Here is a 17,063-nt window from a genome sequence, read left to right on the forward strand (position 1 = left end):
CGGGCTGTCTTGTGAAAGATAGCCCGTTTTGCTTTACGGCCCGCAGTGCGAGCAGGTCCCAGTGCTCACTGCTTGACCGGCCGTTTCGCCAGCTTGCGTTGCAGCGTTCGGCGATGCATGTTCAACGCGCGTGCCGTAGCCGAAATATTGCCGCCGTGCTCCGCGAGCACGCGTTGGATATGCTCCCACTCCAGGCGCGCAACCGACAACGGCATGGGATGCTCAATCGCCTCTTCAGCTTGTAGCGAACTCGCTTCGCTTTGCAACGCCGACAAGATCGTCTCCACGTTGGCGGGCTTCGCCAGGTAGTTATCGGCGCCGTCTTTTACCGCCTGCACCGCCGTGGCGATGCTGGCATAACCGGTCAACACCAGCATGCGCGCGTCAGGCTGCAAATCACGCAAGGGGGCAACGAGCGTAAGACCGGAGTCGTTGCCGAGATGCAGGTCCACCGTGATCTGGCTGAACTTCTGCTGGTTCGCCAACTTGATGGCCTCGTCCGCGTTGTGCGCTTCGGCCACCGTATAGCCGCGCCGCGTCAAACCGCGGGCGAGGATGCCGGAGAACACCTCATCGTCGTCGATCACCAGAAAATTCATATCGCTCATGCCTGTTTCTCCGTGTTGGATGGCGTAGTGCCTTGACGGCCCGCACCTGATAATTTGCGCGCCGCAAGCGGCAGCCTCAACACTGCGCGCGTGCCACGCGGCTTGATCTCGCTGACATCGGTCAGTTCGATCGATCCCTTCAGACGTGCTGCCGCCGAAAATGCCAGATAGAGGCCCACGCCGTGTCCGCCCTGTGTGCTGTCGACCGGCATCGTACCGAGCGACCCGCGCAACGCGGCCGGAATACCGGGGCCCGCGTCGCATACTTCGAATACGACCTGATCGGCGCGCGCCGCAAGCGTGCACGACAGCGTTACGTGATCGCGGCTCGCCCGCGCGGCGTTGTCGAGCAGAATCGTGAGAATCTGACTGACGGCAACCGTATCGTCAAGACTGACTCCCACAGGCGGCGCACCGATCCGCTCGAACTTCACATGCGGATGACGCAAGCGCCATTGCTCGCCAAATGATTCGAGCCATTCGTTGACCGTTTGCCGGTTGGTCGTTGTCGATGCACGACTGCGCAGTCGCGCCAGCGCCGAAGTACACAGCGTCATTTGCTGTTCGAGCAACTCCAGATCGGCGCTGTACGGCGCGAGCCCTTTATCGGTTCGCGCGGCATCGCGCAATTCTTCGGACAACATTGCAATTGTAGACAGCGGCGTGCCGATTTCGTGCGCGACAGTGGCGGCCTGCACGCCGAGCGCGACGGCGCGTTCGTCATGAAGCAAGCGCTGCTGCGCGTCTCCGAGCGCTGCGTCACGTAGTCGCAGAGCGCGTGACATGCGCGCGACGAACCACGCGATCAGGCCGACGCTGACCATGAAGTTCACCCACATGCCGGCACGATAGTAGTCGAACAGGTTCGCCGGGTTGTCGAGATTCAGCGGCACGGAATCGAAACCGAGCACGGCATAGCAGGCCACGGCGAACGCGGCGAGCCACGCCATCAGATGCCACGGCAACACGGCTGCGGCAATCGCGAGCGATGGCAGGTACAGCGAAACGAATGGGTTGGTGGTGCCGCCGGAGAGGAACAGCAGCGCTGACAATGCGCCAAGATCGACCCAGATCTGGCCGAACAGTTCGAGATTGGACTCGGGCCGCTGCTGCGAGACACGCCACCATGTGAGTCCATTGAAGATAACTTCGAGGGCGATCACAAGCAACATGGCGGGCAGCGGCAGATGCACGCCGATGAAGATCTGCACGAACGCGATCGTCATCAGTTGGCCAATGATGGCGAGGCTACGTAGCCAGAACAGATGACCGAGGTTGACCCGGCCGGTGTTGGTTATACGATGCATGACATTAAGTTTACCTGTTCGGACTAGTCCGACTTACCACACGGCCTCATGCCGGTAACATGGAATTTTTGCGACAGCGTCGCACAGGCCGATCATGCATCACCGGTTTTTGTGCCGCCCAAAACCATCCATGCCGCCTACTTCCGATCGTGAGACGCCCGCCTCGTCAGCTTTCCTGACTTTTCTGCGGCATGCTGCCGCAGCCCAACTAAACGGTACCGCAGAAGCAGAGGCCCAGTGGCTCGATGCCGCTGCGCAACGCCATCCACTCGACGACGAGTCGATTGAATCGCTGATTGCTACGTTGTTCGAGCAACATCGTCACAACGACGCGATCGAACTCGCCGCCATTATTGCCCAACTCGATCCACGTCGCGCTCTTGCACACTTCCGTTTCGGCTACGCACTGCAGATGGCAAACCGGCATAGCGAGGCAATCACGCCATATCGTCGAGCACTCGCCATCGATCCAAAACTGCCGCAGTTACGCAACAATCTCGCTGGCGCCCTCATGCTCACAGGCGGCGACCTCAGCGAACAACTCGCACTCCTTGAAAGTGCAGTTCATGACGAACCCGGCCACGGCGACGCATGGACCAATCTCACTCAGGCAAGCCGCGTCAATCTGAATCTGCCGCGCGCGCTCGAAGCCGGCGCGAGAGCCGTGCAATGCGCGCCGCATAGCCCATTGGCACATAACAACTATGCGCTGGCACTGCGGGAAGCGCAACGCTGGGACGAAGCGGAGCGCGCCGAAAAAACCGCCTGTGCGCTAGCGCCAAACAACCCAACCATGCGCGCCAATCTCAGCATGCTGCATCTCATGCGCGGCGACTACGCGCACGGTTGGCAAACTCATGAAGCGCGCTGGGACGGCTCACTTGAATTGGGCGGCAACCGCCCGGCAATGCCGGCGCCAACCTGGCGAAGCGAACCGCTCGCCGGTAAAACGCTGCTGGTATGGGGTGAACAAGGTATGGGCGATGTCCTGCAGTTCAGCCGCTATATCCCCCTGCTGGGCGAACGTGTTCATCGCGAGGGGGGCCGTCTCGTCTGGAATTCATTTCCGCAGATGGGTGCGCTGCTCACTCGCAGCCTCAGTGATCATGTGGACGACTATTCGGCAGGCGGCGGCGTCGAATCCTTGCCGCCTTTCGACTGCGAAATTCCGTTACTCAGCCTGCCTTTAATATTCGACACGCGCGAAGAGACCATTCCCAATGCGACTCCGTATTTGCGTGCAGACGCTGCAGCCAGTGCGTTATGGCGGCAGAGGCTTGCTGGCGAAACGAGGCTCAAAGTCGGACTGACATGGACCGGCAGTCTTGGCCATCAGCGCAATCCATTCCGGCGGGTAGGTTGGGAACGCTACGCAGAACATTTCGGCGGCATTCAAGACGTGGCGTTCTATTCGCTGCAACCGGGTGCCGGGACAGACGTCGCGGCTGCCCGGGCGGCGGGTCTGCCAATGTCGGACTACACCGCCGAATTCGCCACCTTCGACGACACGGCCTCGTTTGTCAGCGCGCTCGATCTCGTCATTACTATTTGCACGTCCGCAGCGCATCTGAGTGGCGCGCTCGGCCAACGCACATGGGTGCTGCTCGACGTCAATCCGCATTGGGTCTGGCTGCTCGACCGGCCTGACAGCCCGTGGTATCCGAGCGCGACGCTCTACCGGCAGCCACAGTTCGGCCAATGGGGGCCGGCGCTTGAGGCTGTTGCCCGTGACCTGCGCGCGCTTGCGGCCCAGCACCACGCGGCGTAGGTCGGCAACGCAGCCGCCAAAGCCGCGCCGCGTTCAAGGTGAGCTGGCTCCCGGCGACGGTTGCACGGCTCGTGCGATCTCGGCTGCGAGACATTCCGGGCACAGGCAGCGGCCGGACGGATCGAGCCTGTCTGCCGGCAGGGCCGGCATCTCGCGGCACCAGCAGTCGAACGGCACCCCATGCATGCCGCAATCGAATGCCTGACCGCAGCGCGGACAACGTGCGCTGCTTTCGGAGCGGGAAGCTGACAATTTCATAAGGGGCCGGATGGTCTCGCTTCAGCCTGAACCAGGAAATGATGCCACGGCTGACGGGCCGCCGCGAGTCGGCCGTTCGGCCAATTCACAGACATAGTTGAACGACGGTAAGCTTGATTGTCGGCCGCTGCTTGCGCCCCTCCATTGCGCAGTGCGCAAAGCCTGCGTCACCCGTCACCGGCGCCGGTATCGAAAACCCTGTTGCAGCGCGCCAGTCCTGTACAATTCGCCCTGTTTTAACTGTTCCGTGCCTGAGCCTGCCGCCATGTCCGAGCTTCCTGACCTTTCGCAGATCGCGCCCACCCTGAAGGCTGAAATCCTGGCCGAGGCGCTGCCTTACATTCGCCAGTATCACGGTAAGACCGTGGTCATCAAATACGGCGGCAACGCCATGACGGAAGAGCGGCTGAAGCAAGGCTTCGCGCGCGACGTAATTCTGCTGAAGCTGGTCGGTATCAATCCGGTTATCGTGCACGGCGGCGGTCCGCAAATCGACCAGGCGCTGAAGAAAATCGGCAAGCAGGGCACGTTCATTCAGGGCATGCGCGTCACCGACGAAGAGACAATGGAAGTCGTCGAATGGGTGCTCGGCGGCGAAGTGCAGCAGGACATCGTCACGCTGATCAATCATTTCGGCGGCCACGCGGTCGGCCTGACCGGCAAAGACGGCGGCCTGATCCACGCGCGCAAGATGCAGATGCCGGATCGCGACAATCCGGGCCAATACTTGGATATCGGTCAGGTGGGCGAAGTCGAGGCGATCAATCCGGCGGTCGTAAAAGCGCTGCAGGACGACGCGTTCATTCCGGTGATCTCGCCGATCGGCTTTGGCGAAGACGGCCTGTCGTACAACATCAATGCGGATCTGGTCGCGGGAAAACTGGCAGTCGTACTGAACGCCGAAAAGCTCGTGATCATGACCAACATCCCGGGCGTGATGGACAAGGAAGGCAATCTGCTGACCGACCTGTCGGCGCGCGAAATCGACGGCCTGTTCGCAGACGGCACGATCTCCGGCGGCATGCTGCCGAAAATTTCGTCGGCGCTGGATGCAGCGAAGAGCGGCGTGCGTTCGGTACACATCATCGACGGTCGCATCGAGCACTCGGTGCTGCTGGAAATTCTCACCGAACAACCGTTCGGCACGATGATCCGCTCACATTGATTCCTGCCTCAAACCCGGCACACACGGCACGCTTACCCGGCATGCCATGTGTGCCGTGCAGTTGCGCTGTCGTCACCGCTGGTTCCTGCATGACCAACGTGTCCGGCGGCCCACAACGCACCGCCTTCTCGCGCCGACACGCTCTCCCCTCTTTCACCGCCTTCCGCATTGCGAACCGTCGTCCGCATTCGCTGCGTGAAGCGACTGCTCGCGCCTGAACGGCGTCCTCCATCATGCGCACCCCCGCTTCCCGACGCCGTCGTCCGCACATCGCAGGCGGCAGTCCGGTCTGGCTGTTCGATCTCGACAACACGCTGCACCACGCTTCGCATGCGATCTTCCCGGCGATCAATCAGGGGATGACGCAATACATCATCGATGCGCTGGGCGTCGATATCGACGAAGCCAACCGTCTGCGCACCGGCTACACGCAACGCTACGGCGCGACACTGCTCGGTCTGGCACGCCATCACCCGCTCGACCCAAACGACTTCCTGAAAGTCGTGCATACGTTCCCCGATCTCGGTTCGATGATCCGTCACGAACGCGGCGTCGCGCGCCTCGTCGCGTCGCTGCCCGGTCGCAAGATCGTGCTGACCAATGCACCTGAGGCGTATGCGCGCGCGGTGCTCACGGAATTGCGCATCGAGCGTCTGTTCGAACAGGTGATTGCCATCGAACATATGCGCGATCGCCGCAACTGGCGCGCCAAACCTGACCATGCGATGCTGCGCCGGGCAATGCGCGACGCGCACGTCTCGCTCAAAGATGTGATCCTCGTCGAAGACACGCGCTCGCATCTGAAGAACTACCGGCGGCTCGGCATCCGCACCGTGTGGATCACCGGCCATTTGCCGCGCAAACCGCACGCGGACGGCATACCAACGCGTCTGCCGGGCACCGGTCGGCCGCATTATGTCGATCGCAGCATTCGTTCGTTAAAATCGCTACGACTGGGCACCCGCTCGGTTCGATTGAAGGGACAGCAGACGGGACGACAGCCATGCAGCCGATCGACAAGCCTGACGAAGCCGTAGCCGAAGACGAACCCTCCCCGTCGGCCGCCCCGCGTGCGCCGCGCCTGAAGCCGGGCGAGCGTCGCGTGCACATCCTGCAGACGCTTGCCGCGATGCTGGAGGCGCCGAAGAGCGAAAAGATCACCACGGCGGCGCTCGCCGCCCGGCTCGGCGTCTCCGAAGCCGCGCTATATCGCCATTTCGCCAGCAAGGCGCAAATGTTCGAAGGGCTGATCGAGTTCATCGAGCAGACGATCTTCGGTCTGATCAACCAGATCGCCGACAAAGAAAACAACGGCGTGCTGCAAGCCCGTGCAATCGCATTGATGCTGCTCAACTTCCCGGCAAAAAATCCCGGCATGACGCGCGTGCTGACCTGCGAGGCGCTGGTCGGCGAGCACGAACGGCTGACCGAGCGCGTCAATCAGATGATGGAACGGATCGAAGCGTCGTTGAAGCAGTGTCTGCGGCTGGCCCAGATGGAGGCAAACGCAAGCGCGGGTGAAAACGCAAGCCCGAGCGCAAATGGGCATGCTGCCCACCTGCCCGCCGGCTACGATCCCGCGATTCGTGCGAGCCTGCTGCTGAGCTACATCATCGGCCGCTGGCATCGGTATGTTCGCAGCGGCTTTGCACGGCCGCCCGCCGAACACGCCGATGCACAACTGCTGCTGATTCTTCAGTAGTCCGCGCGGCAGGCGGGCTCACGAGGAGCCCTCGCCGCTGTCGCATGAAATTTTCCGCTATACTTTGCGCCTGACTTCGGCAACTCACTACGCCTGAAGCCGCTGTCCAGAACACCCTGAACACCTATCACGCGCCGATTTGCTGACTCGATTGCGGGCGCGCGAACTACCGGGAACATACGATCCCGCGGTTCACTATAAATGCGGCTAAAGAGGTCGTCAGCCGCGCACACCGTTTCTCCTTCGTGCCTCGCCGACGCCAATCTAGCCGCCCTGTATTTGTTAAATGGCGGAATGAATGGAATCGATCGGTATCGTCGCTCCCCAAAAAATGCATTTCACCGAGCCGCTGCTCATGCAGAACGGCAGCTCGCTGGCCGGTTACGACCTGATGGTCGAGACCTACGGCACGCTCAATGCCGCGCGCAGCAATGCCGTGCTGGTGTGCCACGCGCTCAACGCATCGCACCATGTGGCCGGCGTGTACGCCGACAATCCGAAGGACATCGGCTGGTGGGACAACATGGTCGGCCCTGGCAAGCCGCTCGACACCAACAAGTTCTTCGTGATCGGCGTGAACAACCTGGGCTCGTGCTTCGGCTCGACTGGACCGATGAGCATCGATCCGGCGACGGGCAACCCGTACGGCGCGACCTTTCCGGTGGTCACGGTTGAAGATTGGGTGAACGCGCAGGTGCGCGTCGCCGATGAGTTCGGTATTGCGCGCTTCGCCGCGGTGATGGGCGGCAGCCTCGGCGGTATGCAGGCGCTTGCGTGGAGCATGATGTATCCGGAGCGCGTGGGCCATTGCATCGTGGTTGCGTCCACGCCGAAGCTTTCCGCGCAGAACATCGCGTTCAACGAGGTGGCGCGCTCGGCGATCCTGTCGGACCCGGACTTCCACGGCGGCAACTACTACGCGCACAACGTGAAGCCGAAGCGCGGCTTACGCGTCGCGCGCATGATCGGCCACATCACGTATCTGTCGGACGACGACATGGCCGAGAAATTCGGCCGTTCGTTGCGCCGCGCGGAAGGCGCGGTGGACGCGTACAACTTCAATTTCGACGTCGAATTCGAAGTGGAGTCGTATCTGCGCTACCAGGGCGACAAATTCGCCGACTACTTCGACGCGAACACGTACCTGCTGATCACCCGCGCGCTCGACTACTTCGATCCGGCCAAAGCCTTTGACGGCGATCTGACCGCCGCCGTCGCGCACACCACGGCGAAATACCTGATCGCCAGTTTCTCGACCGACTGGCGTTTCGCGCCGGCCCGCTCGCGCGAACTGGTGAAGGCGCTGCTCGATCACAAGCGCACCGTGACCTACGCGGAAATCGACGCGCCGCATGGTCACGACGCTTTTCTGCTCGACGACGCGCGCTATCACAACCTGATGCGCGCCTATTACGAACGTATTGCGAACGAGGTGAACGCATGAACCAGCGAGCACTCGATTATCTGGCGCTGCGCCCGGACTTTCGCGCGATCGCCCGCTGGGTCGAACCGCGCGCCACCGTGCTCGATCTGGGCTGCGGCGACGGCTCCTTGCTGTCGCTGTTGACCGAAGAACTGGACGTGCAGGGCTACGGCATTGAAATCAACGACGCCGGGGTATTGGCGTCAACGCAGAACGGCGTCAACGTGATCCAGCAGAATCTGGAAGACGGCCTGCGTCTGTTCGAAGACGGCAGCTTCGATTTCGCCGTTCTGTCCCAGACGCTGCAAACCATCCATCAGACGGCCGCGATCCTGCGCGAGACAGTCCGGGTGGGCAAGGAATGCATCGTCTCATTTCCGAATTTCGGTTACTGGGCGCACCGGCTGTCTGTGCTGCAGGGCCGCATGCCGGTGTCGAAGTCGCTGCCTTACCAATGGCACAACACGCCGAACGTGCGGGTGCTGACGATCAAGGATTTCGAGGCGCTGGCGCCGGAAGTCGGCATTGAGATTCTCGATCGCGTGGTGCTTCACGATGGCCAGGTGGTGCGATGGGGGGTGAACTGGCGTGGTAGTCTTGCGGTCTATCGCGTCAAGAAAAGCTAACACCACTTATCCACATGTCGAACCCGCCGCACGAGGCGCCTGCACTTACCGCTCACGAAGAACATCCCGGCTGGCGCGCGTTTCTGAATACGCGCATGCTGATCTGCGTCTTTCTCGGCTTTACGTCGGGACTGCCGCTGTTCACGCTCGTCTATCTGGTACAGGCGTGGCTACGCTCCGAAGGCGTCAATCTGAAGGAAATCGGCCTTTTTGCGCTGATTCAGTTCCCGTACACCTGGAAATTCATCTGGGCGCCGTTGATGGACCGCTATGTGCCGCGTTTTCCGGGCTGGCGTCCGGGAAGACGGCGCGGCTGGATGCTGGTCACACAGATTCTGGTTGCGGGCGCGATTGGGACGTTAGGTTTCGTGTCGCCGCGCGACTCGATCTGGACCGTGGCGGCTTTGACGGCACTGGTCGCGTTCTTCGGCGCAAGCCAGGACATCGTGATCGACGCCTACCGGCGTGAATTGCTGAGCGACACGCAGCAGGGTCTCGGCAACGCGGTGCATGTGAACGCATACAAGATCGCCGCGCTGGTGCCGGGTTCGCTGGCGCTGATTCTGTCCGACCATTTGCCGTGGACCACCGTTTTCATCGTCACCGCTGCATTCATGCTGCCCGGCATGGTCATGACGCTGGTGGTGCGCGAGCCCCAGATGCATGGCACGCCGCCTAAGAATCTGCGCGAAGCGATCGTGCAGCCATTCAGTGAATTCATCCAGCGCGATGGTTGGCGCGGCGCGCTCTTCGTGCTTGGTTTCATCTTCCTTTACAAGCTCGGCGACACGATGGCGACCACGCTGTCCACCTCGTTCTTTCTCGACATCGGCTTTTCGCGCACGCAGATCGGTGTGATCGCCAAGACGACCGCGTTCGGCGCAAGTCTGGCGGGCGGGCTCGTCGGCGGGATCTGGTTGATGAAGGTCGGCATCGGCCGCGGGCTCTGGATCTTCGGCGTCCTGCAGATGGTGTCGACGCTCGGCTTTGCATGGCTCGCGCATCTTGGTCCGGCATCGCCCGGTCTTGCCGTGATTTATGACATCGCAGTCTGGCTGAGCCAGGGCACCTCAAAGCTGCTCTCGCTGGTCGGCATCGACTGGACCGTGCAGCTCGATCCGCGCTCAGTCGCACTAGCGTTGGTCTACGGCCTGGAAACCTTCGCGACCGGTCTGACGATGGCGGCCTTCACCGCCTACATCGCGAGCACCACCGATCCGCGCTACACCGCTACGCAGTTCGCGCTTTTCACGAGCCTCGCCTCCGTGCCGCGCACGTTGGCATCGGCGGCAAGCGGCTATGTGGTCGCGCAGATCGGCTGGTTCGACTATTTCATCGTATGTACTGCGCTGGGGCTGCCCGGCATGTTGCTTCTGCTGCGCATCGCGCCCTGGAGAACCCGGTCGTGACGATGCGTCAGTCAAAGCGCGTGGCGCGCCCGGAATCGGATGCCTTCGGGGTTTCCTCGTTCAAGGTCGACCGCATGCTGCTGCGTGCGGCGTTGGCGCTCGGTTGCGCGAGCCTGACGTTGGCGACGCCGCTAAGTGCCTACGCGGCGGCGATGCCTGCGGTCGGCACCAGTGCAGCAGCACCGGCCACCGCCGCCACGCCAACTCCGGCGACAGCGGCAAAATCGGCGCCGAACACAGCGAGCCCTGAAAACGCGACATCGGCGGCGGCCAGCGCGACCAGCGCCACGAACACCGGCAGCGCACCTGCGGCCGCCACGCCGCCCTCCTCAACACAGCCGCCACCGCCGCCGGTAACGGCCAGAACGCCTGCCGCTACGTCGGTTCCGGCTGTGGCCACCAAAGCGCCTGCCGCGACTTCAACACCCGCAGCAGCAGCCAGCGCGCCCGCTTCCCCGTCTTACAGTCGTCCGAATACACAGTTGCGCTACGGCGGCTACCTCGTATTTCGCAACCTGATCCCGTCGCCAATGCTCGAGGCGCAAGCCGCCGAAGAGTTCAGCCAGATCGTGTACGGCGCAGAGCACGCGAACCGCCTGTACGGCGATACCGATGCCCACGTCACTCGCGTTCGTTCGATCGTCGACAAGCTGATTCCCTATTCGTTGAAGTGGAACGAGCGCGCGAAGGGCTGGAAGTGGAATGTAGCGGTGGTGCGCTCACCCGATATCCGTATGTACTGCCTGCCGGGGGGCAAAATCGTCGTGTATAGCGGCCTGCTCGATCGCGCGCGATTGAACGACAACGAACTCGGCATGCTGATCGGTCACGAGATTGCGCATGCATTGCGCGAGCATGCGCGTGAGCGGCTCGGCGAACTCCAGTCAAGCCAGCTCGACTCATCCGGCACGATCCCGCAGCTATTCGGACTCGCCGATCTGGGCGAGGCGCCGCTCGGCATCGGTTCGCGGTTGCTGGAGATGAAGTACGAAAGCACCGACGAAACCGAGGCTGACGTGATTGGCAGCGATATCGCTTCGCGCGCCGGCTTCGATCCGCGCGCGGCGGTCACGCTATGGGACAAGCTGGCCAAAGCGACGCGCAGCAATCGTGACCAGGGCTATATCTACGTGCACCCGTACACGCCAACGCGCCGCCAGGACATCATCAAGCGTTTGCCGGATATGCTGCCGCTCTATGCGAAGGCCATCGGCAAGAGCGTCGATGCGTTGCCGGACTATGCCGGCATGGGGCGCCCGCGCCGCAAACCGATCAGCGAGTGAGTTGCGCAGGCCGCAGCGCTTGCGGCTTGCGGCTTGCGGCTTGCGGCTTGCGGCTTGCGGCTTGCGGCTTGCGGCTTGCGGCTTCAGGCCCGCCTGCGGCTCACGCGGTTCCGCTGCGGCTCGGGCCGTGCTTACTTCTTGAGCTTGTGGTCGTAATCGATCGTCAGCGGTGCATGGTCGCTGAACTTGATATCGCGGAACACATCGGTGCGTTTCGCCTTGCTGGCGATACCCTGCGTCGCGATCTGATAGTCGATCCGCCACCCCACGTTCTTCGCATACGCCTGACCGCGATTGCTCCACCACGTGTACTGTTCCGGCCGCTGATCGAGCTTGCGGAAGACGTCGACGTAACCGACTTCGTCAAACAGCTTGGTGAGCCACTCGCGCTCTTCCGGCAGGCAGCCTGAATTTTTCTGGTTGCTCTTCCAGTTCTTGATGTCGATCTCTTTGTGGACGATGTTCACGTCGCCGCACACGATCACTTCCCTCTCCTGGGCAGCTCCGCGAGATGCGGCATGAACTCGTCCATGAACCGGAACTTGGCCTGCTGGCGTTCTTCACCACTCGATCCCGACGGCACGTACACCGAGATCACCGACAGTTTGCCGAAGCGCAATTCGACATAGCGCCCTTCCGGATCGAATTCCTCACTGCCGAAACCGATAATAACTTCGTCCGGTTCATGACGTGTGTACACGCCCGCGCCGCTATAACCCTTCTTCACCGCATGCTGGAAATACCCGGTGAAATCGTGCGGCGACATGAATTCCGGCGTCAAATCGTCCTGTGAGCATTTGATTTCCTGCACGCACAGCACGTCGGCTTTCTGTTCTCCGAACCATTCGAAAAAACCCTTCTTCGCCGCTGAGCGGATGCCGTTCAGGTTGGCGGTAATCACACGCAACATGTCGTTTCCTTTACGTTCAATTCGTTTCTGGAGCAAAAAGCCGAAGGCACAGGGTCATTCGACCTTGATGCCCTTCAGCGATTCTTTGGCAGGCGGATATTCGAGCTTTAACGCTTCGAACGTGCGTAGCAATAACTCGGCGACCATCACATTGCGTTGGGTCTTCGAATCGGCCGGGATGACGTACCACGGCGCATAGTCTGTCGAAGTCGCAGCCAGTGCATCGCGATACGCCGCCTGATATTTGTCCCACTGCTTGCGCGCCTCGAGATCGGCGACGTCGAATTTCCAGTGCTTGCTCGGATCGTCGATGCGCGCCTGCAGACGCGCACGCTGCTCGTCTTTCGAAATGTACAGCATGCACTTGACGATAGCCGTACCGCTGAAGGCCAACAGCTCTTCGAACTGGCGAATGTGGCAGCAGCGTCGCTCGAATGCGTCGGTATCGAGGTTGCCGAGCACCGTCGGCACCAGCAAATCTTCATAGTGACTGCGGTTGAAAATAGTCAGCTCACCGGCAGCGGGCGCCTGCGCATGCACACGCCAAAGAAAATCATGCGCCAGTTCGACGGGCGTCGGCGCCTTGAACGGCACGATGCGCAAACCGAGCGGGTCGACTTCATGAAACACCGCGCGGATCGTGCCGTCTTTGCCGCTCGTGTCCATGCCTTGCAGGACTAGCAACACCCGACGTCTCTGCTGCGCGTGCAGGCACTCCTGCAGTGTATCGAGCTTCGCGCCGATCTCCGACAACCGCGCCCGGTCGGACTCTTTCGAGCCAGTCGAAAAAGGCTTCGCGGCCGGATCGAAAGCGTCGAGCGAGAATTTGCTGTTCTTCTTGCCGTCGTCGAAATACGGTACGCGGAAATCGTCGAGGTCGGGTTGCTTCGCCATTCACACTCCGTGTTCTGCGTTTAAACGGGCCCGCAAAATGAAACGGGCCGCTGCCCCCACTTTCGTTTCCGGCAACAGCCCGCAATGGCAGAAGCTCTCGCTTCGGCCGTGGCTTTTTCAACTGAGCTTTAACTCAGCGTCAACTCAAGACAGCTTCTTCTTCAGCAGTTCGTTCACCTGCGCCGGATTGGCCTTGCCCTTGGTCGCTTTCATCGCCTGGCCGATCAGTGCGTTGAACGCCTTTTCCTTGCCGGCGCGGAATTCCTCAACCGACTTCTGGTTCGCGGCGAGCACTTCGTCGATGATCGCTTCCAGCGCGCCGGTGTCCGAAATCTGCTTCAAACCCTTCGCTTCGATGATGCGATCAGCGGCGGCTTCGTCGGTGGCCTTCTCTTCCCAGATCGCGAGGAAAATTTCCTTGGCGATCTTGTTCGAGATCGTGCCGTCGGCGATACGTTGCAGCAGTAGCGCGAGTTGCGCCGACGAAACCGGGCAATCGGTAAAATCCACGCCTTCGCGATTCAGTTGCGACGACACTTCACCCATCAGCCAGTTAGCCGCGACCTTGGCCTGAGCCGGGCCGACCTTGAGCACAACGGCTTCGTAGTAAGCGGCCATGGCCTTGCTCGACGTCAACCCATTGGCGTCGTACGGCGTCAGGCCGTATTGCGTGACGAAGCGCTGTTGAATCGCTTCCGGCAGTTCCGGCATCTCGCTCTTCACGCGCTCGACCCATGCCGCGTCGATCACCAGCGGCATCAGATCGGGATCGGGGAAATAGCGGTAATCGTGCGCGTCTTCCTTGCTGCGCATCGAACGCGTTTCGCGCTTGTCCGGATCGTACAGACGCGTTTCCTGCACCACCGTGCCGCCGTCTTCGATCAATTCGATCTGACGGCGCACTTCGTACTGGATCGCTTCTTCGAGGAAGCGGAACGAGTTCAGGTTCTTGATCTCGGCACGCGTGCCGAATTCCGCCTGACCGACCGGGCGCACCGATACGTTCGCGTCGCAACGGAACGAGCCTTCCTGCATGTTGCCGTCGCAGATGCCCAGCCACGTGACCAGCGTGTGCAGCGTCTTGGCATACGCAACCGCTTCCGCCGCGCTGCGCATTTCCGGCTCAGTGACGATTTCGAGCAGCGGTGTGCCGGCGCGATTCAGGTCGATGCCGGTCATGCCTGCAAAGTCTTCGTGCAGCGACTTGCCCGCGTCTTCTTCGAGGTGAGCGCGCGTCAGGTTGACGACCTTCTCGTACGCTTCCTTGCCCGCCTTTTCATTAGCCGGGACCTGAATCGTCACCTGGCCGCCCTGCACGACGGGTATTTCGTACTGGCTGATCTGATAGCCCTTCGGCAGATCGGGGTAAAAGTAGTTCTTGCGCGCGAAAATGCTGCGCGACGCAATGGTCGAGCCGATTGCGAGGCCGAATTGAATCGCGCGCTCGACAGCGCCACGGTTCATCACCGGCAGCGTACCCGGCAATGCCAGATCGACGGGGCATGCTTGCGTGTTGGGTGCCGCGCCGAATTGCGTGGGGGCACCCGAAAAAATCTTCGAAACGGTCGACAGTTGCGCGTGGGTCTCCAGACCGATCACGACTTCCCATTGCTTGGCCATGGTGCTCACACTCCTGCCGGTGCTTGACGATGCCAGTCGGTCGCGCGCTGGAACGCGTCGGCCACTTGCAGCATCCGGGCTTCATTGAAATAGTTGCCGATGATCTGCAGACCCACCGGACGCTGCGCATTCGCGCCCGCGCCGAAGCCGCACGGCACGCTCATGCCCGGCAAGCCGGCAAGGCTCACCGACAGCGTGTAGATGTCGGCCAGATACATCTGCACCGGGTCGTCGCCCTTTGCGCCGAGGTCCCATGCCACCGACGGCGCGACCGGTCCCATGATCACGTCGCACTGCTTGAACGCTTCCTGGAAATCCTGCGCGATGATGCGGCGAATCTTTTGCGCCTGCAGGTAGTACGCGTCGTAATAGCCGTGCGACAACACATACGCGCCCACCAGAATGCGGCGCTTCACTTCCGGGCCGAAACCTTCTGCACGCGACTTCTTGTACATGTCGAGCAGATCGCGGTATTCCGACGCGCGATGGCCGAAACGAACGCCGTCGAAACGCGACAGGTTCGACGAAGCTTCCGCCGGCGCGATCACGTAGTACACCGGGATCGACAGTTCGGTTTTCGGCAGTGAGACTTCCACCAGCGTCGCGCCCAACGCTTCGTATTGCTTCAACGCGGCGTCGATCGAGGCGCGCACGTCGTCGGCGAGGCCTTCACCGAAGTACTCTTTCGGCAGGCCGATACGCAAGCCGGCGAGCGGTTTGTCAGCGCCGCCGTCTTTCCACGGCTTGCCGATGTGGCGCGTGAAGTCTTCGTCTTCACGCGTCAGGCTGGTCGAATCGCGTTCGTCGAAACCGGCCATGGCGTTGAGCAGCGTCGCGCAATCCGCGGCGTTTTGGGCCATCGGCCCGCCTTGATCCAGCGACGACGCGAACGCGATCATCCCGTAACGCGAGACGCGGCCGTATGTCGGCTTGATGCCGGTGATGCCGGAGAACGACGCCGGCTGACGGATCGAGCCGCCGGTATCCGTGCCGGTTGCAGCGGGCGCGAGGCGCGCAGCAACCGCAGCCGCCGAGCCGCCCGATGAACCGCCCGGCACAGCCTTACGATCCCACGGATTCTGCACGGGACCAAAGTACGAATTCTCGTTGGATGAGCCCATCGCGAACTCGTCCATATTGGTCTTGCCCACGCATACCATGCCGGCGCTCTGCAGGCGCGCGACAACCGTCGCGTCGAACGGACTCTCGTAGTTCGACAGCATCTTCGAGCCGGCGGTGGAGCGCCAGCCCTTGGTGACGAACACGTCTTTGTGCGCGATCGGCAGGCCGACCAGCGGGCCGGCGTGGCCGGTATGCAGCAGCGCGTCCGCGGCTTTCGCCTGCGCGAACGTGAGCTCCGGGTCGACCTGAATGAACGCGTTCAGGCTGTTGGCCGCTTCGATCCGCTTCAGATACAGCTGCGCCAGTTCGACTGCGGAGCATTCCTTGGCCGCCAGTGCGGCGCGCAGTTCGGTCAAGCTTTTTTCATGCATTGCGTTTTATCCTGAGCTTTATTCGCGGGTCTTACTCGATCACCTTCGGCACCAGGTACAGGCCGTCCTGAACGGCCGGCGCCGGGCGCTGGAAAGCTTCGCGTTCGACCGTTTCGGTCACCGCGTCGTCACGCAGGCGCAGCGCGACGTCTTCGATCTGCTCGATCGGATGGGCAAGCGGGGCAATGCCGGTGGTATCGACCGCCTGCATTTGCTCGACAAGGCCGAAAAAATCGTTGAGCTGGACAAGCGTGTGCTCAGCGTCGGCATCGGCCAGTTCGAGTCGCGCAAGGTGCGCGATGCGTTTAACATCGGTCAGGGTCAGAGCCATGCAGTCACCGGAAAATGTGGTGGACCGCCGCAGCGGGGGAAAACAACGCTGCGACAGCGGGTTACGACACTGGAGGAAGGCCTCGAAAAAAGGGGCCAGCGGTGGCAAAAAGTGCCTTCCGTTTCCTTCAAAACATCCAAAATTATAAGGTATCATTACGCGTTCGACCCAAACCCGGACCGACTTAACAAGGCCTTTCTGAACAATTCCCAAAGATAGTTCGGATTTTTCTGACCAGGCCTTGCTCCGGCCTCCGGTAGACTCCC

The 17,063-nt window shown here is 61.5% G+C and carries 15 protein-coding genes and 1 pseudogene; 8 read left to right on the plus strand and 8 right to left on the minus strand.

Annotated elements, in window-relative coordinates:
* Window positions 1–65 precede the first annotated feature (65 nt).
* Together ACUN0E_RS40865 and ACUN0E_RS40870 are read right to left on the minus strand one after the other, a co-directional pair.
* Window positions 66–608: a response regulator transcription factor gene (locus ACUN0E_RS40865; RefSeq protein ID WP_325046232.1), complete on the minus strand. Its 543-nt coding sequence runs from the start codon at window positions 606–608 to the stop codon at window positions 66–68.
* Window positions 605–1,915: an ATP-binding protein gene (locus ACUN0E_RS40870; protein ID WP_408236854.1), complete on the minus strand. Its 1,311-nt coding sequence runs from the start codon at window positions 1,913–1,915 to the stop codon at window positions 605–607. Before ACUN0E_RS40870 ends, ACUN0E_RS40865 begins: the two co-directional genes overlap by 4 nt.
* A gap of 130 nt (window positions 1,916–2,045) precedes the next feature.
* On the opposite strand from ACUN0E_RS40870, the gene ACUN0E_RS40875 reads away from it, so the two are divergent.
* Window positions 2,046–3,683 (plus strand): tetratricopeptide repeat protein, encoded by a 1,638-nt coding sequence (locus ACUN0E_RS40875; protein WP_445570146.1) that lies wholly within the window; start codon window positions 2,046–2,048, stop codon window positions 3,681–3,683.
* Window positions 3,684–3,716: 33 nt separating this feature from the next.
* Here ACUN0E_RS40875 and ACUN0E_RS40880 read toward each other — a convergent pair whose 3' ends face one another.
* Window positions 3,717–3,941 (minus strand): cysteine-rich CWC family protein, encoded by a 225-nt coding sequence (locus ACUN0E_RS40880; RefSeq protein WP_445570147.1) that lies wholly within the window; start codon window positions 3,939–3,941, stop codon window positions 3,717–3,719.
* Between the two features lie 265 nt (window positions 3,942–4,206).
* Between ACUN0E_RS40880 and argB the strand changes: the two genes are divergently transcribed.
* From argB to ACUN0E_RS40915, 7 genes are all read left to right on the plus strand, one after another.
* A complete protein-coding gene (gene argB, locus ACUN0E_RS40885; protein ID WP_408215308.1) occupies window positions 4,207–5,106 on the plus strand; it encodes an acetylglutamate kinase in 900 nt (299 codons plus the stop codon).
* A 233-nt stretch (window positions 5,107–5,339) separates the two neighbouring features.
* Entirely contained in the window at window positions 5,340–6,143 is an 804-nt protein-coding gene (locus ACUN0E_RS40890; protein ID WP_445570148.1) for a pyrimidine 5'-nucleotidase, read from the plus strand.
* Window positions 6,110–6,808: a nucleoid occlusion factor SlmA gene (slmA, locus tag ACUN0E_RS40895; protein ID WP_445570149.1), complete on the plus strand. Its 699-nt coding sequence runs from the start codon at window positions 6,110–6,112 to the stop codon at window positions 6,806–6,808. Before ACUN0E_RS40890 ends, slmA begins: the two co-directional genes overlap by 34 nt.
* Window positions 6,809–7,106: 298 nt before the next feature.
* Window positions 7,107–8,252, plus strand: coding sequence for a homoserine O-succinyltransferase MetX (gene metX / locus ACUN0E_RS40900; protein ID WP_408236869.1), 1,146 nt, complete (start codon window positions 7,107–7,109; stop codon window positions 8,250–8,252).
* Window positions 8,249–8,857, plus strand: a complete 609-nt coding sequence (gene metW / locus ACUN0E_RS40905; protein WP_325044186.1) for a methionine biosynthesis protein MetW — start codon at window positions 8,249–8,251, stop codon at window positions 8,855–8,857. The genes metX and metW overlap by 4 nt, the downstream gene beginning before the upstream one ends.
* 14 nt (window positions 8,858–8,871) lie before the next feature.
* Entirely contained in the window at window positions 8,872–10,266 is a 1,395-nt protein-coding gene (locus ACUN0E_RS40910; protein ID WP_445570150.1) for an AmpG family muropeptide MFS transporter, read from the plus strand.
* Window positions 10,267–10,340: 74 nt separating this feature from the next.
* Window positions 10,341–11,549 carry a M48 family metallopeptidase gene (locus ACUN0E_RS40915; RefSeq protein ID WP_445570602.1) on the plus strand — a complete coding sequence of 403 codons (1,209 nt, stop codon included), beginning with the start codon at window positions 10,341–10,343 and terminating at the stop codon, window positions 11,547–11,549.
* 131 nt (window positions 11,550–11,680) lie between these two features.
* Here the strand turns inward: ACUN0E_RS40915 and ACUN0E_RS40920 are convergent.
* The 5 genes and pseudogenes from ACUN0E_RS40920 to gatC form a co-directional block, all read right to left on the minus strand.
* A pseudogene (locus ACUN0E_RS40920) lies at window positions 11,681–12,459 on the minus strand (exodeoxyribonuclease III).
* 54 nt (window positions 12,460–12,513) lie between these two features.
* The gene (locus tag ACUN0E_RS40925; RefSeq protein ID WP_408236878.1) at window positions 12,514–13,353 is read right to left on the minus strand and encodes a PPK2 family polyphosphate kinase; all 840 of its coding nucleotides are present in this window, start codon (window positions 13,351–13,353) and stop codon (window positions 12,514–12,516) included.
* A gap of 144 nt (window positions 13,354–13,497) precedes the next feature.
* Window positions 13,498–14,973 (minus strand): Asp-tRNA(Asn)/Glu-tRNA(Gln) amidotransferase subunit GatB, encoded by a 1,476-nt coding sequence (gene gatB / locus ACUN0E_RS40930; RefSeq protein WP_445570151.1) that lies wholly within the window; start codon window positions 14,971–14,973, stop codon window positions 13,498–13,500.
* A 5-nt stretch (window positions 14,974–14,978) separates the two neighbouring features.
* Entirely contained in the window at window positions 14,979–16,466 is a 1,488-nt protein-coding gene (gatA, locus tag ACUN0E_RS40935) for an Asp-tRNA(Asn)/Glu-tRNA(Gln) amidotransferase subunit GatA (RefSeq protein ID WP_445570152.1), read from the minus strand.
* 31 nt (window positions 16,467–16,497) lie between these two features.
* Window positions 16,498–16,797 (minus strand): Asp-tRNA(Asn)/Glu-tRNA(Gln) amidotransferase subunit GatC, encoded by a 300-nt coding sequence (gene gatC, locus ACUN0E_RS40940; protein ID WP_095417749.1) that lies wholly within the window; start codon window positions 16,795–16,797, stop codon window positions 16,498–16,500.
* Window positions 16,798–17,063: the final 266 nt, after the last annotated feature.

The sequence above is a fragment of the Paraburkholderia sp. D1E genome (genome assembly GCF_052682275.1).